The organism is Janthinobacterium sp. NFX145, from assembly GCF_049810325.1.
Lineage (GTDB): Bacteria > Pseudomonadota > Gammaproteobacteria > Burkholderiales > Burkholderiaceae_D > Janthinobacterium > Janthinobacterium rivuli.
This window is the reverse complement of the sequence record NZ_CP187360.1, coordinates 4250215-4273311: the sequence shown is the minus strand read 5'-3', so window position 1 is coordinate 4273311 and position 23097 is coordinate 4250215. Positions and strand designations below refer to the sequence as shown.

The window sequence follows — 23097 nt, the reverse complement described above, 5'->3', positions numbered from 1 at the left end:
GATGCATAGCAAACTCAATCTATATGGCCGCACAGCCGCCGCCTGGCTGGTCGCGCTGCTGCTGTTCTTTCCCATCTTCTGGCTGGGTCTGATGGCCTTCAAGACGGAAGGGCAAGCCATTTCCACGCCGCCGCTGCTGTTCTTCACGCCCACGCTCGACAGCTTCCGCGAAGTGCTGGCGCGCGACAATTACTTCGGCTACGCGTGGAACTCGCTGTTTACCAGCGTGCTCTCGACGGCCATTGGCCTGTTGATCGCCATCCCGGCCGCGTATTCGATGGCCTTCTTTCCCACGGGCGGCACCATCGGCTTGCTGAAATTCATGCTCAGCTCGCGCTACATGCCCGGCGTGGGCGCCCTGATGCCGATCTATATCTGTTACCAGTACTTCGGCCTGCTCGACACGCGCATCGGCCTGACCATCATGTTCATGCTGATGAATTTGCCCATCATGATCTGGCTGCTGTACACGAGCATGAAGGAGCTGCCGCGCGAAATCCTCGAAGCGTCGCGCATGGATGGCGCCACCGTGTGGGATGAATTCCGCCACGTCGTGCTGCCCCTGTCCGTGGGCGGCATCGCTTCCACGGCGCTCGTGTGCATGGTGTGGTCGTGGAATGAATCGTTCTGGTCGCTGAACCTGGGCGCCTCCAACGCCGGCACCCTGGCCTGGCTCATCGCCTCGTATTCGAGTCCGGAAGGCCTGTTCTGGGCCAAATTGTCGGCCGCGTCGCTGATGGCCATCGCGCCCATCATGGCGCTGGGCTGGTTCTGCCAAAAACAACTCGTGCAGGGGATGACCTTCGGCGCAGTCAAATAAACTACAAAATAGAGACACACATCATGGCTTACCTTCAACTGAGCAATATCGAAAAATTCTTTGGCGAGCACCGCGCCATCAAGGGCATCGACCTGGAGATCAAACAGGGCGAGTTCGTCGTCTTTGTCGGACCGTCCGGCTGCGGCAAATCCACCTTGCTGCGCCTGATCGCGGGCCTGGAGCCGATCGACGGCGGCAAGCTGTCGCTCGACGGGCGCGACATCACGGCCTTGCCATCGTCGAAGCGCGACCTGGCGATGGTGTTCCAGTCGTATGCGCTGTATCCGCACATGACGGTGTTCCAGAACATGTCGTTCGCCTTGAAACTGGCCGGCGTCGATCCGGCCATCATCCGAGAGAAAGTCGACAAGGCGGCCGCCATCCTCGACCTGGGTAAATACCTGGAGCGCACGCCGAAGGAACTGTCGGGCGGCCAGCGCCAGCGGGTGGCCATCGGCCGCGCCATCGTGCGCGACCCGAAAGTGTTCCTGTTCGATGAGCCGCTGTCGAACCTCGACGCGGCCCTGCGCGTGCAGACGCGCATCGAGATCGCCAAGCTGCACCGCGAACTGGGCGCCACCACGATTTATGTGACCCACGACCAGGTCGAAGCGATGACCCTGGCCGATCGCGTCGTGGTGCTGCGCGATGGGCAGATCGAGCAGCATGGCTCGCCATTGGAACTGTATGACCGTCCCGCGAACCGCTTTGTCGCGCAATTCATCGGCACGCCGAGCATGAACGTGGTGCCGGCCGATGCGGCGCCGCAGTTGCTGGCGCAGGCGGGCAGCGCGGCGCAGGCGGACGGCTTTGTCGGCATCCGCCCGGAACACGTGCACTTGGGCGCGGCGCAGCCAGGCAGCGTGCCCGTCACCGTCGATCTGGTGGAGTCCCTGGGCGTGGAAACCCTGACCTATGTGCGCTTGCCGAACAACGTGCAGGTGGTGTCGCGCGGCGCGGAGCGCAGCAGCCTGCAGCCGGGCCAGCAGACGCATCTGACGTTCGAGCCGGGCTTCGTCCATTATTTTGACCGCGCCGGCAAGACCTATGCCGCCGCCAAGGGAGTTTGAAATGAGCGCCATTGAACTGAAACAGGCGAACCTGGCAAATCTGCCAGGGAACGTGACCGTGCCCGCGTATGCGCGCGAGACGCTCGTGCCCAGCATCGTGCACATCGGCGTGGGCGGTTTTTTCCGCGCCCACCAGGCCGTGTATCTCGACGATTTGCTGGCCTTGCCGGGCCAGGAACACGCGCAGTGGGGCTATTGCGGCGTGGGCTTGCTGGCGCACGATGCGGCCATGCGCGATGCCATGAGGGCGCAGGATGGCATGTACACGGTGGTCGAGCGCAGCGCGGCCGGCGATACGGCGCGCATCATCGGCTGCATCGGCGACTACCTGTATGCGCCCGACGAGCCGCAAGCCGTGCTGGAAAAGCTGGCCGACCCTGGCACGCGCATCGTCGCGCTGACCATCACCGAGGGCGGCTATTATGTGAACCAGGGCACGGGCGAATTCGACGCGCAACACCCCGATATCGTGCATGAACTGGCGCATCCGGAATCGCCGCGCTGCTCGTTCGGCTACCTGGCCGCCGCGCTGGCCCTGCGCCGCGAGCGGGGCCTGGCGCCGTTTACCATCATGTCCTGCGATAACCTGCAAAACAATGGCGACGTCACGCGCAAGATGCTGCTGGCCTTTGTCGCCCTGCGCGATGCGGATCTGGCGCGCTGGCTGGCCAGCTATGGCAGCTTCCCCAACAGCATGGTCGACCGCATCACGCCGGCCACCACGGATGAACACCGGGCGCTGGTGCGCGACAGCTTCGGCATCATCGACGCCTGGCCCGTCGTGTGCGAGCCGTTCCGCCAATGGGTCATCGAAGACGAATTCCCGCAGGGCCGGCCGGCCTGGGAAAAGGTGGGCGCGCAGATGACGCACGACGTGCTGCCGTATGAAAAGATGAAGCTGCGCCTCCTGAATGCCAGCCACCAGGCCCTGTGCTACATCGGCATGCAGCTCGGTTACACGTTTGCGCACGAAGCGATGCTTGACCCTGGCATCCGCGCGCTCGTGCGCCGCATGATGGATGACGAGGTCACGCCTTTGCTCGACGAAGTGGAAGGCATCGATCTGGCGCGCTATAAAGATACCCTGATCGAGCGCTTCTCGAACCCCGCCGTGCGCGACCAGCTGGCGCGCATCGGCACGGAAGGCTCGGCGCGCATCCCGAAATTCGTCCTGCCGTCCGTGCGCGAAGCGCTGGCCCGGGGGGGCGCCATCGAGCTGCTGGCGTTTACCGTGGCGTGCTGGTTCCGCTACCTGGAAGGCCATGACGAAACGGGGCGCGAGATGCCCTTGAACGATCCGTATGCGGCGCGTCTGCGCGCGCTGGCGCTGCAGGGCGGGGCGGACGCTGCGGCCTTGCTGTCCTTGCGCGAACTGTTCGGCGAGTTGAGCGACACAGCAGCGTTCACGCAGGCGGTGAGCGATGCGCTGGCCAGTCTGTATGGGCTGGGCGCGCGCGCGGCGCTGGAACAGATCGTCGCCTGACGGGGAGGGTGCGCCATGCCACGCAAAGCCGATGCCTCATTGCCGCAGATGGAGCTGGAACAGCAGCGCGACGCCACGCCCGGCTTCGAGCCGAAAGGCAGTTTCGGCTTCATCCGCTACCTCGAACACGGCTTTCCGAATGCGCTGGTGCGCTGGCACTACCACGAGGAGTACGAACTGCACCTGATCGTCGAGAGCAGCGGCAAGGTCTTCGTTGGCGACTACATCGGCCAGTTCACGCCTGGCCACCTGGTGCTGACGGGGCCGCGCGTGCCGCACAACTGGGTCTCGCTTGGCACGCCGCCCGAAGGCGTGGCCTTGCGCGACATGGTGATCCAGTTTTCGCATGCGCCGCTGGCCTCGATGGCTTCCGCCATTCCCGAACTGAAGGATATTTTTCCGCTGCTGCAGCGCGCCTTGCACGGCGTGGAATTCTTTGGCGTCAGCGAACAGTCGCTGCGCCGTTTCCAGCGCATCCGCGACAGTAGCGGCCTGCCGCGCTTCATCGAATTTTTGACCCTGCTGGGCGAACTGGCGCAGACCAGCGACTACCAGCTGCTGTCGACGGTGCCGATGCAATCGAGCGACGACGACGTGGCGCTGGCGCGCATCAGTTCGGCCATCAACTACATCGTGCACAATTACAGCAGCCAGTTTTCGCTGAAGCAGCTGGCCGAGCAGGTGGACATGCCCGAGCGGACGTTTTCGCGTTTCTTTCGCAGCGCCACGGGCAACAGCTTCACGGACTTCGTCAACCGCCTGCGCATCAACAAGGCTTGCCAGCTGCTGATGGAGACGGAGAGGTATGTGAGCAACATCTGCTACGAGTCCGGTTTCAATAACGTGGCCAATTTCAACCGGCGTTTCCTGGAACTCAAGGGCATGACGCCGAAGGAGTTTCGCCAGCAGGCGCTGGGCCGTTTTGGCGCCTGAGGTTTTTTGAGGTACATTCGAGGGCGCAGGCGGGGACAGCCTGGGAGAGACTAGCATGGAACACCTATGGCAGAGGGACAGCGAACGCAAGGCGCCCGAACTGGAACGCGAAAGCTACGATGGCATCATCAATTACCTGGAACATGGCTACCCCAGCTCGCGCGTGCGCTGGCACTGCCACGAGGAATATGAGCTGCACCTGATCGTCGCCACCAGCGGGCGATTGTTCGTGGGCGACTATATCGGCGAATTTTCGCCCGGCCACCTGGTGCTGACGGGCCCGCGATTGCCGCACAACTGGATTTCTAACGTCATGCCGGAGGGCGGCGTGGCGCTGCGCGACATGATCGTGCAGTTTGCCCACGCGCCCTTGGCGGGCGCCGCGCGCCTCATCCCCGAATTGCGCGAACTGCTGCCGCTGCTGGAACGCTCCAGCTATGGCGTGGAGTTTTTCGGGATGGGCGCGGAAGCGGAGCAGCATCTGGCGCGCATCCGCGCCACGCATGGCGCCGAACGCTTTGCCGCATTCGTGCAATTAATGAGCAAGCTGGCGCGCACGGCCAATTACCGCTTGCTGTCGAGCGCCTCCCTGCGCTCCTACGACGATGACGCCACCCTGGCCAAGGTCAATTCCGTCCTCAACTACATCACGGACAATTACCGCGAGCCGATTTCGGCGGAAATGCTGGCCGAGCAGGTGGGCATGTCGCTGAGTAAATTCTCGCGCTTCTTCCGCAAGGCGACGGGCAACAGTTTTACGGATTTTCTCAGCCGTTTGCGCATCAACAAGGCGTGCCAGCTGCTGATGGACACGGATCAATACGTCTCCAACGTTTGCTATGACGTCGGCTTCCAGAACGTGGCCAACTTCAACCGCCGCTTTTTGCAGGTGAAGGGCGTCACGCCGAAGCAATTCCGGCGCCAGGCCGATGGCCGCTTTGGCGGCATCGGCGGGCCCGTGGCGGATATGCCACAGGCATGAGGACTGTCACGGGCTTGTCACGTTGACTGGTTATGCTCCACGGCTTCAATCCCACCTTAGCCGAGGAATGCATGAACACTGCCGTAACGTCGATCCCGAAACTGACCCTGCTGGCCATCGCCGCCGGCCTGACCCTGGCCGCCTGTGGCGGCAGCGATAACACGCCGGCGGAGCCTTCCAGGCCCGTGGCGCAAACGGGCGTGTTCCTCGACGGCGCGGTGGAAGGACTCGATTACGTGGCCGGCAGCGCGGCCAAGGCCAGCACCAATGCCAAGGGCGAATTCACGTGCAATCCGGGCGACACGGTGGCCTTCACCGTGGGCGGCCTGGCCCTGGGTTCTGCCCCATGCGGCGCCATCGTCACGCCGCTGGCGCTGGCCGCCAGCACCAATGTGGCGGACGACAAGGTCGTCAACCGCCTGCTGGCGCTGCAATTGCTCGACGAGGACAGCGATCCGTCGAACGGCATCAGGCTGACGGCCGAAGTGAAGGCCGCGCTGGCCGGCAAGACGCTGGACTTTGCCGCCGCCCCGGCCGTTTTCAACGCTGCCCTGTCCGCGCATCTGACTGCCGTGGGCGCGAAATTCGCCGGCCGCACGGTCGATGCGGAGCGCCGCGCCCTCGTGCGCGAGCATTTCGAAGATACGCTCGCCTCGAAAGCGGGCGCGCCCGTCAACGAGGTCCTGACGCAAGCCAATCCGGTGGGCGAAGTGAAAGTGACGGTGACGCGTTACCAGATCCAGGCGGCCGATAAATTCTACGTGCCGTACGAAGGCGCCAACGCCAAGATCAAGGGCGAATTCCCGAACGGCTTCCTGCCGTCGTACGGTTCCGGCCTGGCTTACAAGGGCAAGAACGCGGCGGGCGACCTGGAATTCTACGGCTTGACGGACCGTGGCCCGAACGGCGACGGCCCGATCGTGCCCGACCCTTCGGGCAAGGGCACGATCGGCAGCAAGATCTTCCCGTCGCCCAGCTTCACGCCCTCGTTTGGCGTGCTCACGGTGGGCAAGAATGGAGCCGTCCTGTCATCGAGCACGCCGATCAAGGTATCGGCCACCGTCAACAGCTCGGGCTTGCCCGTGCCCGTGGGCGCCGTCGGCAATTCGGCCGAGATTCCCGTCATGGATGCGATGAAGTTCGATGCAGCCGGCAAGGCCGTCTTCAACGCGGGCGGCCTCGATTCGGAAGCCATCGTCGTCGATGCCAAGCGCAATGCGCTGTGGGTGTCCGACGAATACGGCCCTTTCATTGTCAAGATTGATGCCGCCACGGGCATCATCCAGGCCAAATACGAGCCGGGCAAGGGCTTGCCGGCGCTGTTCGCCAAGCGCCGCGCGAACCGCGGCATGGAAGGCATGACCTTAGATACGAGCAACGACAAGCTGTATGCGTTCCTGCAAAGCCCCTTGTCCGACGGCACGGCGCCGTACTCGGTGACGAAGAAGAATGAACAGGTCGAGCGCTTTGCCCGCTTCACGCGCTGGATCGAATTCGATCCGACGTCGGGTACCAGCGGCAAGATGTATGCGTATCCGCTCAATGCGGCCGACTACCAGGATGGCCGCACGGGCAACGCCAAGCTGGGCGACATGGTGGCGCTGGGCGGCGGCAAGTTCCTCGTCATCGAACAGGGCGCAGCGCCGTCGGGCAAGGTGTTCAATAAACTGATGCTGGTCGAATTGAAGGGCGCCACGGATATCGCGGCCGCCGCTTTCAACGCGGCGACGTCGGACCTGGAGAAAAGCAGCATGGGCGGCGCCCCCGTCAATGGCGCCGACTGGACGGCCGTCACGCCGTTGAAGAAAACCCTGCTGCTGGATTTGAACGCCATCGGCTGGGCGGCGGAAAAGGCGGAAGGCCTGACCCTGATCGACGACTCCACCATCGCGCTGGCCAACGACAATGACTTCGGCCTGAAAACCAAGATCTTTGACGCGGCCGGCGTGGAAGTCGATGGCGCCGACGTGACCAAGTGCACGGTCGATGCGAGCGGTACCATCGTCACGAGCAGCGCGGCCGGCTGCAACGCGGCCAACACCATCCGCGTGGCGCGCGGCGACGACCGCGAGCGTCCTAGCCGTTTGTGGATCGTGAAGTTTGCCAAGGCGCTTAATACGTATTGATGTGCTGCTGTGTCGGATTACGCGGCGCTGCGCGCCGCTAATCCGACCTACCATCCACTTGCACGATAAAAAGCCGCGCGGTGCATCTCTGCACCGCGCGGCTTTTTTACGTAGGTCGGATTAGGCCGAAGGCCGTAATCCGACATGTATCCGCTTACTTCTTTGTGTAGGTATTCAACCAATCCAAAACAGTGTGATGCCACAGCAGCGAATTGGCCGGCTTCAGCACCCAGTGGTTTTCGTCCGGGAAGACCAGCAGCTTGCTCGGGATGCCCTGGCGCTGCAGCGCCGTGAAGGTGCCCAGGCCTTGCGCGGTGGGGATGCGGAAGTCCAGGTCGCCCTGCACCACCAGCATCGGCGTCTTCCAGTTCTTCACGAAGTTGACGGGATTGAACTGTTCGTGCTTGGCTGGCGCGTCGTAGTACGGGCCGCCGTTTTCCCATTCCGTGAACCACAGTTCTTCCGTCGCGTACGCCATGCCGCGCTGGTCGAACACGCCGTCGTGGTTGACCAGGCATTTGAAGCCGTCCGGCCAATTACCGGCGATCCAGTTCATCATGTAGCCGCCGTAAGACGCGCCCAGCGCGCAGCTGCGCTCGCGGTCCAGCCATGGGAATTTCTTGGTGGCCGCTTCCAGGCCCTTTTGCAAGTCGACCAGCGGCTTGCCGCCCCAGTCGCCGCTGATGGAGTCCGTGAACTTCTGGCCATAGCCGGTGGAGCCATGGAAGTCGATGAAGACGGTGGCGTAGCCGGCGCCTGCATACACTTGCGGGTTCCAGCGGTAGCTCCAGCTGTTGCCAAAGCTGCCTTGCGGGCCGCCGTGGACGAGGAAGGCGACCGGATACTTTTCACCGGTCTTGGCATTCCATGGCTTCATGACGTGGCCGTAGACGGTTTCGCCATTCGCGCCGGCGAACGAGAACTGTTCATATTCGCCGAAACGCACGTCGGCCAGTACTGCCGCATTCTGCTTCGTCAGCTGCACCATCGGCGCGGTTTCCGACTTGGCGTCGAGTTTGCGCGTGTACAGCTGCGCGCCCGACGTCAGGCTCGCTTGCGCCAGCACGATGGTATTGCCGCGCACGTCGAAGTCGCCCACGGCGCCCTTGCCCGTCAGCGCAGCGACCTTGCCGCTGGCCGCGTCGATGTGGAACAAACGGTGCTGGCCCACATCGTCGGCGGCGACGAGGAAAGCCTTGCCATCCGGCGTCCAGCGGAAGTCGGCCACGGAACGGTCCCAGTCGTCGGCCACGGTGCGTTTCTTGCCGGTGGCGACATCCATCAGCACCAGGTGGAAACGGTCCGCTTCGAAGCCGGGCTTGGTCATGGCGACATAGGCCAGGGTGCGGCCATCGGGTGACCAGGTGGCTTTCGCATCCCAGGCCGGATTGTCGGCCGTGAGGTTGCGCGGCGCCTGGCCGCCGGCGGCAGGAATCGTGTAGACGTCGAAGTTGGTCGACCACGATTCTGTGCGGCCAGCCACGCGCACGGAGAAGGCCACCGTCTTGCCGTCCGGGCTGAAGTGGTATTCGCCGTTGTCGCCGAACGGTTTCGACGGCGCGTCGCCATCGAGGGTGCCGCTCAGGCTCACGGGCGTGGCGCTGACCTTGCCGGTCGAATCGATCGGCGCCGAGTACAGCGCGTTGCGGCGGCCATCGGCCCAGGTATCCCAGTGGCGTACGAACATCTGGTCGTAGACCATGCCGCTCGCCTTGTTCCTGGCTTTGTCATCGAGGCGCTTTTTCGTGCAGGCGATGTCCACGCAATCGAGGAAGACGCCCATGCTGAAGGCCAGGCGGTCGCCCTGTGGCGACAAACGGTAGGTGTCGACGTCCAGCGCCAGGTCGGTGACCCTGGCCGCTTCGCCGCCGTTCAGGGGCAGTTGCCATACTTGCGAGGAGCCGGAGCGGCCCGAGAGGAAGTAGATGGCGTCGCCGTTCGGCGACCATTGCGGGTCGCTGGCGCTGGCATCGCCGCGCGTGAGCTGGCGTGGCGCCGCATTCGGCGCGCGCAGGTCGATCATCCACAGCTGCGTGTTGCCGCGATTCTTGTCCAGGTTGGTGGTGCGCACCGTGTAGACGACGCGCGTGGCGTCCGGCGACAGCACGGGGCTGCCCACACGTTCCATGGCCACCATGTCTTCCACGGTGAACCCGCGCGGCGCGGCCAAGGCCGGCACGGCGGCAGTGGTGGCCAGGGCGGCACTGAATGCTCCCAAGAGCAGCAGACGTAAACTCATTCAAACTCCCAATGTTATTGCGACGTTGTTGATGTGATATGAACGTGGCCGGCTGTACCGCCGGCAGGCCGACATCATAGCAATAAAGACGCGCCAGCTGCGGGAGTTGACCGCCGGTTAGCCGGCCTGAGTGGCCAGTTGGTCGAGCGCCACGTGGCCCCGGAAACCGCCCTGGCTGGTGGCCGGCAAGCCAGCTTCGATGGCGTGGGCGAAGCGGATGCCGGGGTCCTGTTCCAGCGCGGCCAGCACGCGCGCCGTGTTCGGATAATCGGCCAGGCTGGCCAGCTGCAGCGGTTCTGCCCAGCGCGCCGTGGCCGCCAGATAGGCGTCGGCGATGGTCGGCGCCGTGTCCGATGTCAGCCAGGCGCGGCCAGCGAGCAGGCGCTCCAGGTGCACCAGGCTTTTGTTGACCTTCTCGATGGCCATCTCGCGCCAGACGGCCGCGCGCGCATCGCCATCGGCGGCGCGCGACGCCTGGAAGGCGGGCATGAAGGCCGCGTGAAAGGTCGTGTGCAAAAAGGACAGCACGCTGTTCAGGCGGTCGTATTGCGGCGTGCCTTGCGCATAACCCAGCTTGCTGTTTGGCGCGCGGGCGGCCAGGTGCAACAGGATCGCCATGCTTTCCAGCAGCGGCGCACCCGTGTGCGTGAGCAGGGCCGGCGTCTGGCCCAGCGGATTGATGGCGAGAAAGGCCGGATGCTGCTTGCTGGCCGGATCGCGCGCTTCCACGCGGGCCAAACGATACGGCAAGCCGCTCCATTCGAGGGCGGCAATGGCGGCAAACGAGCAGCCGAACGGGACGCTGTAGATCAGGGTGGTTTCCAAGTCGAAACTCCAAGTTGGGTGAGGGAAGGGCAGTCTAAGGGCAATGGTTACTATTTGGAAGAAGGCAGAATAATGTGGTATAGGTACATTTTTTATACCAGGCGGGAAGCAAACCATGAAAGACAATGTCTCCGGCTGCGCCGTGGAAGAAGCCATGCGCTTGCTGGGCGGGCGCTGGAGAACCGTGCTGCTCAGCTATCTGATGGCGGGGCCGAAGCGCTTCAGCGAAATCCGCCGCGCCGTGCCGAATATCTCGCAGCGCATGCTGACCCTGGACTTGCGCGCGCTGGAAGAGGCCGGTTTGCTGACGCGCACGATTTATGCGGAAGTGCCCGTCAAGGTGGAATACCGGCTGACGGACGAGGGTTTGCGTCTGCGCGAACTGGTCGAGATGCTGCGCGCCATCGGCTTGCGCCTGCGCGGGCAGGCGGATGCGGGCGGCGCCTTTCTCGCACCCGATGGCGAGGATCATTCTCAATAGAAACAGCTGTTGTTATGCAAAGTGCTAGACTGCCGGCCTTAGCTCACTACTCCCGATACCCATGCGCCTGACTTCCCTCGCCCTGACCGCCGCCGCCCTGTTCGCCACCCTGCCGGCCCAGGCCGCCACCATGCCGACACTCGAACAAATCCATGCCGCCGTGCAGGCGGGCGTGGCCAAGACACAAGCGAAGACGCAGTCGAGCATGCCGTTCGTCATCAAGGTCACCAGCCTGGCCGGTTGCCAGGAGTCGCAGGAAGTGCCGGGCGAAGTGGTGTGCCTGGTGGGCATGAGCGCCGGCATGCGCGATGCTTTTAACGTACTGCCGCTGCGGAACGAGGGCGGCACCTGGATCGGCGTCGAACGCAAGAACGCCAAGTTCACGGGGCCGTCGCCGGCCGAGGCGCAGGCGATGATACGCGCCTGGGCCAAGGAAGAAGTGGCGCGCAATCCGGAAGCGGCCAAGGACGTGCAGATGCAGGAAGCGCAAAGCACCATGCAGGTCAAGGCCGTCAACGAGTGCGACGTCAAGCGCAAGACGGGCTACCTCGTATGCGAGACGGAATTGAGCGTGCCGAGCCGTCCGGAAGCCATCAAGACGGAGCTGACCTTTATGCTGGAAAACGCCAGCTGGCGCTACGTGCCGCGCTAAGCCGCCGGCCGCGACGCCGTTCGCGCGTCCGCCTGATACTTCTTTCGCCATAGCGCCAGCCCCACGCCGGGGCGCCTGGCGCTGGCGCACTTCTCTCCCGCACAGTATGCCCAAGCGGCGGCCCATGAGGCCGCTGGCAGGCATGCGCCGCCATCATCGGCAGAATGCATACAAAACTGCAAATCCTATATGGCTTAATTGATATATTTATTGATTTAATATTTATTCCAATGAGAGCGATAGAATTGGTGATTATTGTTGTATTTATTGCGATTCTGCCATATAAAATAAATATTCGGTTTAATCATTATTTTTTCAGCGTATGATATTGATAATGCGCAAGTAAATGCCGCGATCTGACTGTGTGGAGAACCGTCGTGCTGAAAAAAATAAGGAGTGGTGAACTGGTGCTGGGAATGTATGTCGAGCGCCTGGGCCGTTCCTGGCTCGATAACCCGTTCTGGACGCGTTCCTTCCTGCTCGAGTCGCCGGCTGACCTGGACCGTATCCGCGCGGCACGCCTCTGCGAGGTATGGATCGATACGGCGCGGGGGCTGGCGCCGCCGGTTGCCGTGCCGCCTTCCGCGCCGCTGGCTGCCGCCGCGCCGGCAACAGGTAGCGGCCCCGTCCCGAATGCGGCGCCAGCCAGGTCGCGCGACGAGGAACTGGCGCACGCCCGGCGCCTGATCGAACACTCGCACCAGGCCGTGCAGACCATGTTTGACGAGGTGCGCATGGGCAAGGCTTTGTCTGCGGCGCAGGCCTATACACTGGTCGACGATATCGCCGCGTCGGTGCTGCGCGGTGGCAACGTGCTGCTGGGCCTGGCGCGTCTGAAAACCGCCGACAATTACACGTATATGCATTCGGTGGCCGTGTGCGCGCTGATGACGGCGCTGGCCAGGGAGCTGGGCCTGGCGCCCGAGCAGGTGCGCTCGGCCGGCCTGGCGGGCTTGCTGCACGATATCGGCAAGATGGCCGTGCCGTCCGCCATCCTCAACAAGCCTGGCAGCCTCAGCGAAGCGGAATTTTCTTCCGTGCGCGCCCATCCGGCCGCCGGGCACCGCATGTTGCGCGAAGTGGGCGAGATCGATCCGGTGGCGCTCGACGTGTGCCTGCACCACCATGAAAAGCTCGATGGCAGCGGTTATCCGGAGGGATTGCGCGGCGAGGAAGTCAGCCTGTTTGCGCGCATGGGTGCCATTTGCGACGTGTACGATGCGATCACCTCGAACCGGCCGTACAAGCAGGGCTGGTGCCCGGCCGATTCGCTGCGCCGCATGGCCGCCTGGCGCGGCGGGCATCTCGACGCGCAACTGTTCGCCGCCTTCGTCAAATGCCTGGGCATCTATCCGCTGGGCACCCTGGTACGGCTGCAGTCGGAACGTCTGGCCGTGGTGGTGGGACAGGCGCCGGGCAAGCCGCTGACCGCGCCCACCGTGCGCGTCTTTTTTTCCATTCGCGCCGGCACGTGCATCGCGCCGGCCGTCGTCGACCTGGCCGCGCCGGGTTGCCAGGAGCGCATTGTTTCCACGGAAAGCGCAACCGATTGGCGTTTGCAGGACGTCGACCGTTACTGGGCCGGCGAAGCGGCCATGGCATGACGGCTGGCACGGCCGTAATAAAGTGCATTTTGTTAATAATAAAATATTAAAATAATGGTGCCAGTGCCTTGCCCGCTTTCCTGGCTGGCGACCGTTCCTTGTCCGCATACCCGTCACCGTACGGGCTACTTCTGAGGATGTGACCATGCGACTCAATCTTCCCGTCAGCGATACCGAAATCAATCTGAGCGATACCGAGACCATCGTCTCGACTACCGACTTGCAAGGCAATATCACGTATGCCAACCCGTATTTCATCGCCGTCAGCGGTTACAGCGCGGAAGAATTGATCGGTGCGCCGCAAAACATCCTCCGGCATCCGGACATGCCGGTCGAAGCGTTCGCCGATTTCTGGGCCACCATCCGCTCGGGCCGGTCGTGGAGCGGCATGGTGAAAAACCGCTGCAAGAACGGCGATTGCTACTGGGTGCTGGCGAACGTGACGCCCGTGGTGGAAGACGGCGTGGCTGTCGGCTACATGTCCGTGCGCACCAAGCCCACGCGCCAGCAGGTGGCGCAGGCGTCCGCCCTGTACGCGCGCATCAGGGCGGGGCAGGCCGATGGCCTTGTCATCAGCCAGGGCGCGGCCGTGCGCACGGGCTGGCTGGCCAGGCTGGCGAGCTTGCGCGACCTGCCGCTGGGCAAGCGCATCGGCTGGAATCTGGGTTTGCTGAGCCTGGTATTGCTGCTGCAGTTGGCGTGGAATGCGGGCGTGTTGCCCGATGCAAGCCACGGCTGGCTGACGGGCTTGTCCGTGGTGGCCGTGTGCGCCACCCTGTATTTCTGGCACAGCTTGCACCGCGCCGTGCTGCAACCGTTGCAGCAGGCGCGCCAGGCCTGCGACGTGATGGCGGGCGGTGACCTGACGGGCGAACTCGACACGACGCGGCGCGACGAGATGGGGCAGTTGCTGCGCTCGCTGCGGCAGTTGCGCGTGAACCTGCATTCCATCGTCGGCGACGTGCGCGGCAATTTCTTGCGCATCAGTATGGCCAGCCAGGAAATTGCCGCCGGCAATATGGACTTGTCGGGCCGCACGGAAGCGCAGGCGTCGGCCCTGCAGCAGACGGCGTCGAGCATGGAGCAACTGGCGGCCACGGTGCAGCAAAACAGCGGCAACGCCGTGCAGGCCAGCGACATGGCGGGCAAGGTGCATGGCCTGGCCGGGCGCGGCGGCGAACTCGTCGGACAGATGGTGGCGATGATGGCGGACATTAACGCTTCATCGAAGAAGATCGGCGACATTACGGGCATTATCGAAGGCATCGCCTTCCAGACCAATATCCTCGCCTTGAACGCGGCCGTGGAAGCGGCGCGCGCCGGCGACCAGGGGCGGGGATTCGCCGTCGTGGCGGGCGAAGTGCGCAGCCTGGCCCATCGCAGCGCGTCGGCCGCCACGGAAATCAAGCAATTGATCACGGCATCGCTGGCGCAGGTGGAGGCGGGCGCGAAGCTGGCGCAGCAGGCGGGTGCCAGCAGCGCGGAAATGCTGGGCGCCGTGCAGGGCGTGCACGGCATCATGGAAGAGATCGCCTCGGCGTCGCGCGAGCAAAGCCACGGCATCGGTCAAGTCAACATGGCCGTCACGCAAATGGATGAAGTGACGCAGCAGAACGCGGCGCTGGTCGAGGAATCGGCGGCGGCGTCCGCGTCGCTGCAAGACCAGACCTTGCAGCTGGAGCAAGCGATGGCCCTGTTCAAGCTGGAACGGCGCAGGGGCGGCCAGGCTACCCCTTCGCGCGCGCCCGAGCGCCGCCGCGCTACAGCAGGCGCTCTGACAGCGCCTTGAAGGCAACCCTGGGCACGACAAAGGCAAACGGTGCTGACACGGGCGGCAGTTGCCCCAGCAAGCCGCAGTCGGCGCGCAAGGCCGTCAGCGCTTGCACCTGATCCACATCAACGGGCAAGTCGATTTCGCCAAAGACCAGCTTGCCGTTGCGCGGCACATGCGCGATGGCCGCATCCTGGCAGGCGAGGAAGGCGACGGCGTCTTGCCAGTTGCCGAACAGTTGCTGCCAGTCGGCATCGAGGCCATGCTCCGCCGCGATGTCCGCCTGCACGTCGAGCAGCGGCGCGCTGCCGGCGCCGCTGGCTATGCGGCAGCGCGCTTGCGTGGCCGTGACTTCCAGCGTCATGCCGGCGGCCAGGTGGGTTGGCAGGATGTCGCTGAACAGCCGCGTGCCCAGCGCATGGGGCAGGCTGTCCATGATGTTTTTCAGAAAATACACGCAGGGCACGGCGGGCGCGCCCGGCGGCGTGTGGTCCAGGTACAAGCGCCAGTTGCTTTGCAGCGGAGACGGCAGCAATTTGCGTAACGGGCCCAGCAGGGCCGGGCCGAAATGCCCGTGGCGGTAGGTCAGCACGGTGAATGGCGTCTTGCCGCCGCGCTGCCACAGGGCCACGCTGGCGGGCATTAGTTGCTGCGCGGCAGCGGCGTCGACCAGCCAGCTCACGTAGACGACGTCGCGCACGTCGCTGTGCAGGGTCAGGAAGGGCAGGCGCGACATGGCAGCCTGGCGTAGGTTGGCGAAGCGCGTGCTATTGGCGAGCGCGGCAAACAATCGCCCCGGCCAGCCCGCGCGCGGGTGACGGTAAGTGTTGTCTTGCAATTGGGAAGTCTTTCGGTTGCGGTGATGCAGGCGGACGGTGCCGCCTGCCGGATGCGTTACCTGTTTATTGCATGTGCCAGCCGTGGCTGACCACAATCGACTGGCCGCTCAAGGCGTTCGATGGGAAGGCCGCCAGAAACACGGCCGTTTGCGCCACGTCTTGCGTGGTGGTGAATTCGCCGTCGATGGTGTCTTTCAGCATGACTTTCTTGATCACGTCTTCTTCGCTGATGTTCAGCTGGGCCGCCTGTTCAGGGATTTGCTTGTCGACCAGTGGCGTGCGCACGAAGCCGGGGCAAATGACGTTGGCGCGGATGCCGTCTTTCGCGCCTTCCTTGGCCACCACCTTGGCCAGGCCCAGCAAACCGTGCTTGGCGGCCACGTAGGCGCTCTTGAACGGCGAGCCTTCGTGGGAGTGCACGGAACCCATGTAGATGATGGCGCCGCCGCGGCCCGCCTTGATCATTTCGCGCATGCAGGCGCGCGTGGTGAGGAAGGCGCCGTCCATGTGAATGGCCAGCATCTTTTTCCATTGCTCGAACGGGTAGTCGACGACGGGGCTGATGATCTGGATGCCTGCGTTGCTGATCAGGATATCGATGCCGCCGAAGTGGGCCGCGGCATCGGCCACGCCCTTGTCGACTTGCTCTTCGCTCGAAACATCCATGGCGACGGCAAACGCCTGGCCGCCCGACTGCTTGATTTCCTCGGCCGTCTTGCTGGCCGCTTCCAGGGCCAGGTCGGCGATGACGACCTTGGCGCCCTGTTTTGCGTATTCAATGGCCATTTCCTTGCCGATACCACTGGCGGCGCCGGTAATCAGTGCGACTTTGTCTTTGAGTTGCATATTAATCCTTTGCATTGCGGGTTGGAGTGATCGTGGAAAATCTGACTATGCCAGTATAGCGAGAAAACGGGCTGCGCATGCCCCGCGCACGGCTAAACGGCTTGCTGCCTGTCAAGGATTTCCTGTAGCCGCCAGGCGCCGGGATTGGTGCCCGCCCAGGTGCGAAACGCGTGATTGAACGCGCTTTGTTCCTGGTAGCCGAGCAGGAAGGCGATGTCGACCAGTGACAAATGCGGCTCGCGCAGATAGTCGCGCGCCAGGCCGTACCTGGCCTGGTCCAGCAAGGCCTGGAAACTGGTACCCGCGTCGGCCAGCTTGCGCTGCAAGGTGCGCGGCGTGACGGCCAGGGTGGCGGCAACGGTGGCCAGCCGCGCCGAACCGTGGCGCAAGCCCGCCACGATGGCCGCGTGCACTTGCGCGTCGATGGCGCCGCCGGTGTCCGCTTCTGCCTGGCGCTGCGCCAGCAATTGTTCCGCATGCTGGCACAGCACGGGGTACAGGCTGACGTCGGCGTTTGGCACGGGCCAGTCCAGCAATTGCGCATCGAAGGTGGCCGTGTTGGCGGCGGCGTTGAAATCGGGCAGGCTGCCCAGCACGCGCACGTATTCGTCGCGGTGGGCCGCGTGGCGCAGCAAGTCGCCGCCGCCATCGTGGCTGAACGCCAGCCGGGCCGGCGGCAGCGGCATGCCGGCCAGCCAGTCGCCGCTGACACGGATGCCGGCAAAGACGCTGTCGACCAAATGCCGGCTGGCGCCCGGGTAATTGCTGGTCCAGCCGTAATGCGCGACGGCGCCATCGCGCTGCAGGGTCGAGCGGCCCAGGTCGTGCGCCAGCCGTTCATAGCGGGCCGTCTGTTCCAGCACCTGGCCCACGTTGCTGCAACTGAGCAGTATCAAGCCATATGCGCTGTACGTGCCCATGCGCACCCGCTGGCCCACGTGCAGGCCGAAATGCGCATCGCCCGCCAGCTGCGCGCCCGCATCGAGCAGGCGCACGTAGTCGCGCGCAGGCAGGCCAGGCGCGGACGCTTCCAGATTGTGCGGCGCCACGCCGGCCGCTTGCGCCAGGGTGGCTGCCGCGATGCCGTGCGCGCCGGCCGCTTCCAGCAGCGGCAGCAGATAGGCGCCGGCGACCCGGCCGTCAGTATTTGTCATGATGGAACAATGCGATTGTCATGAAAAACCAATACCCTTCGTCTGTGGCGGCATATGCTATCGATCAAGCAAGAAAATCTAGCAAGAAAATCAAGCAAGAAAATCAGGCAGGAACAGTATAGCAAGCCGCCGTGGCGCGCAACTGGCCGAACACAGGGGATGTCGATGCAACGCTGGAATGGCTGGGGAGATGAGAGCATCACGTATGCGCTGAGCGAGGACGCGCTGGCGTTTTTGCGCGAGCGCCTGGGGCCGGGCAGCGCCATTGCCGACGCCACCTTCGACGACGCCTGCGCCCAGGTGCCCGTCTCGCGCCTGGCGCCGCATCCGCTGATCGACACCACACCTGCCACGCGCGTGCGCCATGCGCTCGGCCAAAGCTTGCCCGACTGGTTCAAATTGCGCCATGGCCGCATCGGCGCGGTGCCCGACGGGGTGGCCTTTCCCGATAGCGCGCTGCAGGTGCGCCAGCTGCTCGCGTATGCGCGCCAGGCTTGCGTGGCCGTGATACCGCACGGTGGCGGCACCAGCGTGGCCGGGCATTTGACGGTAGCGGCGGGGCCGCGTCCCGTGCTGTCGATCAGCCTCGCGCGCCTGTGCGCGCTGGGCCACCTGGACCGCGAGGCGCAGCTGGCCACGTTCGGCGCCGGCGTGTATGGCCCCGACCTGGAAGCGCAGCTGCGCGCGCAGGGCTACACCCTGGGCCACTATCCGCAGTCGTTCGAATATTCGACTCTGGGCGGCTGGATCGTCACGCGCTCGTCGGGCCAGCAGTCGTTGCGCTATGGCCGCATCGAGCAGCTGTTCGCGGGCGGCGAAGTGGAAACGCCGGCCGGCACCTTGCGCATCCCCACGTTTCCCGCTTCCGCGGCCGGCATCGACTTGCGCGAAATGGTGCTCGGCTCCGAAGGGCGGCTGGGCATCCTGACGCAGGCGACGGTGCGCATCTCGCCATTGCCGCCTTATGAGGCGTTCCACGCCGTGTTTTTCGCCGGCTGGGGCCAGGCGCAAGCTGCCGTGCGGGCGCTGGCCCAATCGCGCCTGCCCCTGTGCATGCTGCGCCTGTCGAACGCGGTCGAAACGCAAACCATGCTGACCCTGGCCGGGCATAAAAAACTGGTGGGACTGCTGGAGCGTTATCTGTCGCTGCGCGGCTGCGGCGACGGCAAGTGCATGCTGATGCTGGGCGTCAGCGGAGAAGAAAAACCGGCGCGCGCGGCCCTGCGTGGCGCGCTGGCGCTGGCGCGGCGGCACAAGGGCGTGCACGTGGGAAGCCACATGGGCGACAAGTGGAAGCAGGGGCGTTTTCGCAACGTCTACCTGCGCAATGGCGCGTGGGAACACGGCTATGTGATCGACACGGTGGAAACGGCCGTCGACTGGCCGCGCGTGGCCCCGATGATGGCGGCGCTGGAGCAGGCGGGTGTCAATGCGCTGGCCGCGCACGGCGAACAGGTGCACGCGTACACACATTTGTCGCATGTGTACGCGCAGGGCGCCAGCGTCTACACCACGTATGTGTACCGGCTGGCGCCCACCTTTGAAGACAACATGGCGCGCTGGCGTGCCCTGAAAGACGCGGCCGGTGCCGCCATCGTCGCCAACGGCGGCACCATCAGCCACCAGCATGGGGTGGGCACGGACCACGCGCCATGGCTGGCGGCCGAAAAAGGTGAACTGGGCATCGCCGCCATGCGCGCGCTGCTGCGCCAGTTCGATCCGCAGGGCATGATGAACCCCGGCAAACTGCTGCCCGAGGCGGGAGGCGGCTTGTGAACAGGGCGCAGTTGCCTGGCATCCTGGCGCGCGAGTGGGATATCTTGATCGTCGGCGGCGGCATCACGGGCGCCGGCATCTTGCTGGAAGCATCGCGGCGCGGCTTGAAGGCCTTGCTGGTGGAGCAGCGCGATTTCGCCTGGGGCACGTCGAGCCGCTCCTCGAAGCTGGTGCACGGCGGCTTGCGCTACCTGAAGCAGGGCCAGTTCGGCATGACGCGCGAATCGGTGCATGAGCGGCAAGCCTTGCTGACGGATGCGGCGGGGCTGGTCGAGCCGCAGGGCTTTGCCTTTGGCGACTACACGGGCAGGAAGCCGGGGCGGCGCCAGTTCATGCTGGGACTGGCGATTTATGACGTGATGGCGGGCCGGCGCGCGCGCCGCTATGTCGACGCCGCGGACTTTGCCATGCTGGCGCCGCACATCCGGCGCGAAGATCTGCAGGGCGGCATGCTGTACCAGGACGCGAAGACGGACGATGCGCGCCTGGTGCTGCGCGTGCTGCAGGAGGCGCGCCGCCATGGCGGCGTGGCCGTCAATTACCTGGGCGTGGCATCGCTGTTACGTGAAGGTGACAAGGTCGCCGGCGCCACCTTGAACGATGCGCTCGATGGCACGTTTTCCACCGTGCGCGCGCGCCTGGTGATCAGCGCCACGGGCGCCTGGGCCGACGCCTTGCGGGGGCAAGTGGGAGAAGCGCCGAAACTGCGGCCCCTGCGCGGCAGCCATTTGTTGTTGCCCGCCTGGCGTTTGCCGCTGGCGCAAGCCGTCAGCCTGATGCATCCGCACGATGGCCGCCCCGTGTTTGCCTATCCATGGGAGGGCGTGACCCTGGTGGGCACCACCGATGTCGACCACGGCGCCAGCCTGGACGTGGAGCCGGCCATCACGCGCGGCGAACTCGCGTATCTGCTGGCCGCCTTGCAGTGGCAGTTCCCGCAGCTGGCGCTGGGCGAGGGCGACGTGCTGGCCACGTTTGCCGGCGTGCGTCCCGTGATCGGCAGCGGCCAGCTTGACCCGTCGAAGGAAGCGCGCGAACATGCGCTATGGCTGGAAAACGGCTTGCTGACGGTGGCGGGCGGCAAGCTGACGACGTTTCGCGTGATCGCCCTCGACGCCTTGCGCCGCGCCGCGCCCCTTCTGCCGGGCTGGCAGGCGGATTTGCGCCCCTTGCCGATTTTCGACGCCACGCCACCGTTGTCGGGCAAGGCCCTGGTGCTCGACGGCGAGCAGCGCGAACGGCTGCTGGGCCGTCATGGCGCGGGGGCGCAAGCGCTGTGTGAGGCGGCGCAGGATGGCGAACTGGCGCCGATTCCCGGCACGCAGACCCTGTGGGCGCAGCTGCGCTGGGGCGCGCGCATGGAAGGCGTGCAGCACCTGGACGACCTGCTGCTGCGGCGCACGCGCCTCGGTTTGCAGCTGGCCGGCGGTGGGCTTGCTATCATGCCGCGCCTGCGCGCCATCTGCCAGCATGAACTGGGCTGGGACGACGCGCGCTGGGAAGAAGAGCAGCAGCGCTACCTGGCCCTGTGGCGCCGCCATTACAGCGTGCCGCAAGGCGAATAAAGCAACGATAAAAAAGGAGAGCATCATCGAGACCACCCTGTTTGGCCAGCCCCTGGCGCTGGGCGACGCCCGCATCACCTACGACAGCCTGTCGCCGCTGGACTTGCGCCAGAGCGTGGACGTCCTCGTCGACGACCTGGGCGAAGACCTGCTGCAAATCACGTGCGCGAATGGCGACATCGTCGACGTGGGCTGGTATCCGGCCTGGAATGTACAGGGACGCTTGCGCGTGGTGGCAGTGCGGGGCCAGGACTGGGAAGCGCCCGTGTTCAGCGCGCGGCCGGAAAAAGATCCGCAGGCGCTGCTGGCCGCGCTGCGCGCCGCGCTGGCCAGCCTGGGCTGAGGCCATGGCCAGCGCAGCCGGCCTGGGGCCGTACATTCTCGCCATCGACAATGGCACGCAAAGCGTGCGCGCGCTGCTGTTCGACCGGGACGGGAACCTGGCGGCGAAGGCGCAAGTGTTCCTGGAAGCGTATTACTCGGAGCACCCCGGCTGGGCCGAGCACGACGCCGACGGCTACTGGCAAGCCGTGTGCGCAGCGTGCCAGCAGCTGTGGCGCGGCACGGACATCGCCAAATCGTCGGTGGCCGGCGTGGCCGTCACCACGCAGCGCGGCACGGTGGTCAACGTGGATGAAGAGGGACAGCCCTTGCGGCCCGCGATCACCTGGCTGGACCAGCGCAGCACGCGCGACATCCCTCAGTTGGCGCCATGGTGGCGCGCGCTGTTTCGCGCCACGCGCCTCGATGGCACGATCGCGTACTTCCGCCGCGAGGCCGAGATCAACTGGATCAGCGCGCACCAGCCCGACGTCTGGCGCCGCACGCATAAATTCCTGCTGCTGTCGGGCTTTTTGAACCACCGCCTCTGCGGACGCTACGTCGATTCGACGGGCTCGCAGGTGGCGTATATTCCCTTCGACTACAAGCGCCATGCGTGGGCCGGGCGCTTCGACTGGAAATGGCAGGCACTTGCCGTTAAACCATCGATGCTGCCGGAACTGGTGACGCCGGGCACGCGCATGGGCGCCATCACGGCATCGGCCGCCGCGGCGACGGGCATTTTGGAAGGCACGCCCCTGCTGGCGGCGGCCGCCGACAAGGCGTGCGAAGTGCTGGGCGCCGGCTGCGTCGAACCGCAGGTGGCGTGCCTGAGCTACGGCACCACGGCCACCATCAACACGACCAACCGCAAATACGTGGAAGTGACGCGCTTCATTCCGCCGTATCCGGCCGCCATGCCGGGCGCCTACAGCACGGAAGTGCAGATCTTCCGCGGCTACTGGATGGTCAACTGGTTCAAGGAGCAGTTCGGCGACCGCGAACGGGCTGCTGCCGCCGAGGATGGCACGGGCTTGTCCGCCGAAGCGCTGTTCGACCGCCTGGTCGAGGCCGTGCCGCCCGGCTCCATGGGCCTGATGCTGCAGCCGTACTGGAGTCCCGGCATCAAGGTGCCGGGGCCGGAAGCGAAGGGCGCCATGATCGGCTTTGGCGACGTGCACACGCGCGCGCACATCTACCGCGCCATCCTCGAAGGCCTCGCGTATGCGCTGCGCGAAGGCAAGGAGCGCATCGAGCAGCGCAGCGGCATCGCCATCACGGAGCTGCGCATCGCGGGCGGCGGTTCGCAAAGCGACGCCGCCATGCAGCTGACGGCCGACATCTTCGGCTTGCCGGCCGCGCGCGCCCACGTGTATGAAAGTTCGGGTCTGGGCGCGGCCATCGCCGCCAGCGTGGGCCTGGGCTGGCATGCGGATTTTCCTGCCGCCGTGCAGGCGATGACGCGCAAGGGCAAGGTATTTCAGCCGCATCCCGGGCACAGCATGGTCTATGAAAAACTGTACCGGCGCGTGTACCGCAAGATGTATGCGCGGCTGCAGCCCCTGTACCGTGAAATCGCCGACATCACCGGCTATCCTGAAAAGTGACCG

Annotated in this window: 19 protein-coding genes; 14 read left to right on the top strand and 5 right to left on the bottom strand. The window is 64.9% G+C overall.

Annotated elements, in window-relative coordinates:
• The first annotated feature begins 1 nt into the window (after position 1).
• From ACPJXG_RS19065 to ACPJXG_RS19040, 6 genes are all read left to right on the top strand, one after another.
• The gene (locus tag ACPJXG_RS19065; RefSeq protein WP_035826517.1) at positions 2-820 is read left to right on the top strand and encodes a carbohydrate ABC transporter permease; all 819 of its coding nucleotides are present in this window, start codon (positions 2-4) and stop codon (positions 818-820) included.
• 23 nt (positions 821-843) lie between these two features.
• Positions 844-1890 carry an ABC transporter ATP-binding protein gene (locus ACPJXG_RS19060; protein ID WP_176390915.1) on the top strand — a complete coding sequence of 349 codons (1047 nt, stop codon included), beginning with the start codon at positions 844-846 and terminating at the stop codon, positions 1888-1890.
• Position 1891: 1 nt separating this feature from the next.
• Complete coding sequence (locus ACPJXG_RS19055; RefSeq protein ID WP_425252005.1) at positions 1892-3373, top strand: mannitol dehydrogenase family protein; 1482 nt, start codon at positions 1892-1894, stop codon at positions 3371-3373.
• A 15-nt stretch (positions 3374-3388) separates the two neighbouring features.
• Entirely contained in the window at positions 3389-4306 is a 918-nt protein-coding gene (locus tag ACPJXG_RS19050; protein WP_035826523.1) for a helix-turn-helix domain-containing protein, read from the top strand.
• A 55-nt stretch (positions 4307-4361) separates the two neighbouring features.
• Positions 4362-5288 carry a helix-turn-helix domain-containing protein gene (locus tag ACPJXG_RS19045; protein ID WP_051959516.1) on the top strand — a complete coding sequence of 309 codons (927 nt, stop codon included), beginning with the start codon at positions 4362-4364 and terminating at the stop codon, positions 5286-5288.
• 71 nt (positions 5289-5359) lie between these two features.
• Complete coding sequence (locus tag ACPJXG_RS19040; RefSeq protein WP_425252004.1) at positions 5360-7414, top strand: esterase-like activity of phytase family protein; 2055 nt, start codon at positions 5360-5362, stop codon at positions 7412-7414.
• A gap of 154 nt (positions 7415-7568) precedes the next feature.
• On the opposite strand, the gene ACPJXG_RS19035 is transcribed toward ACPJXG_RS19040, so the two are convergent.
• Positions 7569-9653 carry a prolyl oligopeptidase family serine peptidase gene (locus ACPJXG_RS19035; RefSeq protein ID WP_425252003.1) on the bottom strand — a complete coding sequence of 695 codons (2085 nt, stop codon included), beginning with the start codon at positions 9651-9653 and terminating at the stop codon, positions 7569-7571.
• 117 nt (positions 9654-9770) lie between these two features.
• Positions 9771-10478, bottom strand: a complete 708-nt coding sequence (locus tag ACPJXG_RS19030) for a glutathione S-transferase family protein (protein ID WP_425252002.1) — start codon at positions 10476-10478, stop codon at positions 9771-9773.
• A gap of 115 nt (positions 10479-10593) precedes the next feature.
• On the opposite strand from ACPJXG_RS19030, the gene ACPJXG_RS19025 reads away from it, so the two are divergent.
• The 4 genes from ACPJXG_RS19025 to ACPJXG_RS19010 all read left to right on the top strand — a co-directional run bounded on the left by ACPJXG_RS19025 (position 10594) and on the right by ACPJXG_RS19010 (position 15004).
• Positions 10594-10959 carry a winged helix-turn-helix transcriptional regulator gene (locus tag ACPJXG_RS19025; RefSeq protein WP_051959517.1) on the top strand — a complete coding sequence of 122 codons (366 nt, stop codon included), beginning with the start codon at positions 10594-10596 and terminating at the stop codon, positions 10957-10959.
• A 61-nt stretch (positions 10960-11020) separates the two neighbouring features.
• On the top strand, positions 11021-11611 hold the full coding sequence (locus tag ACPJXG_RS19020) for a hypothetical protein (RefSeq protein WP_425252001.1): 591 nt from the start codon (positions 11021-11023) through the stop codon (positions 11609-11611).
• A gap of 377 nt (positions 11612-11988) precedes the next feature.
• The gene (locus tag ACPJXG_RS19015) at positions 11989-13215 is read left to right on the top strand and encodes an HD-GYP domain-containing protein (RefSeq protein ID WP_425252000.1); all 1227 of its coding nucleotides are present in this window, start codon (positions 11989-11991) and stop codon (positions 13213-13215) included.
• Between the two features lie 145 nt (positions 13216-13360).
• Positions 13361-15004: a methyl-accepting chemotaxis protein gene (locus ACPJXG_RS19010; protein ID WP_425251999.1), complete on the top strand. Its 1644-nt coding sequence runs from the start codon at positions 13361-13363 to the stop codon at positions 15002-15004.
• Here the strand turns inward: ACPJXG_RS19010 and ACPJXG_RS19005 are convergent.
• The 3 genes from ACPJXG_RS19005 to ACPJXG_RS18995 all read right to left on the bottom strand — a co-directional run bounded on the left by ACPJXG_RS19005 (position 14976) and on the right by ACPJXG_RS18995 (position 17825).
• The gene (locus tag ACPJXG_RS19005; RefSeq protein ID WP_425251998.1) at positions 14976-15824 is read right to left on the bottom strand and encodes a DUF2071 domain-containing protein; all 849 of its coding nucleotides are present in this window, start codon (positions 15822-15824) and stop codon (positions 14976-14978) included. The two genes, ACPJXG_RS19010 and ACPJXG_RS19005, sit on opposite strands and share 29 nt — an antisense overlap.
• A 64-nt stretch (positions 15825-15888) precedes the next feature.
• A complete protein-coding gene (locus tag ACPJXG_RS19000) occupies positions 15889-16671 on the bottom strand; it encodes a 3-hydroxybutyrate dehydrogenase (protein WP_070257772.1) in 783 nt (260 codons plus the stop codon).
• 92 nt (positions 16672-16763) lie between these two features.
• Positions 16764-17825 carry an AraC family transcriptional regulator gene (locus ACPJXG_RS18995; protein WP_278318380.1) on the bottom strand — a complete coding sequence of 354 codons (1062 nt, stop codon included), beginning with the start codon at positions 17823-17825 and terminating at the stop codon, positions 16764-16766.
• Between the two features lie 165 nt (positions 17826-17990).
• Here ACPJXG_RS18995 and ACPJXG_RS18990 point away from each other — a divergent pair, with 165 nt between their 5' ends.
• From ACPJXG_RS18990 to ACPJXG_RS18975, 4 genes are read left to right on the top strand one after another with little or no spacing between them, the layout of a single operon-like run.
• Positions 17991-19601 carry an FAD-binding oxidoreductase gene (locus tag ACPJXG_RS18990; RefSeq protein ID WP_425251997.1) on the top strand — a complete coding sequence of 537 codons (1611 nt, stop codon included), beginning with the start codon at positions 17991-17993 and terminating at the stop codon, positions 19599-19601.
• On the top strand, positions 19598-21166 hold the full coding sequence (locus tag ACPJXG_RS18985; protein WP_425251996.1) for a glycerol-3-phosphate dehydrogenase/oxidase: 1569 nt from the start codon (positions 19598-19600) through the stop codon (positions 21164-21166). The genes ACPJXG_RS18990 and ACPJXG_RS18985 overlap by 4 nt, the downstream gene beginning before the upstream one ends.
• Positions 21072-21509 carry a hypothetical protein gene (locus ACPJXG_RS18980; RefSeq protein ID WP_425251995.1) on the top strand — a complete coding sequence of 146 codons (438 nt, stop codon included), beginning with the start codon at positions 21072-21074 and terminating at the stop codon, positions 21507-21509. Before ACPJXG_RS18985 ends, ACPJXG_RS18980 begins: the two co-directional genes overlap by 95 nt.
• Before the next feature lie 4 nt (positions 21510-21513).
• Positions 21514-23094, top strand: a complete 1581-nt coding sequence (locus ACPJXG_RS18975) for an FGGY-family carbohydrate kinase (protein WP_425251994.1) — start codon at positions 21514-21516, stop codon at positions 23092-23094.
• The last annotated feature ends 3 nt before the right edge of the window (positions 23095-23097 follow it).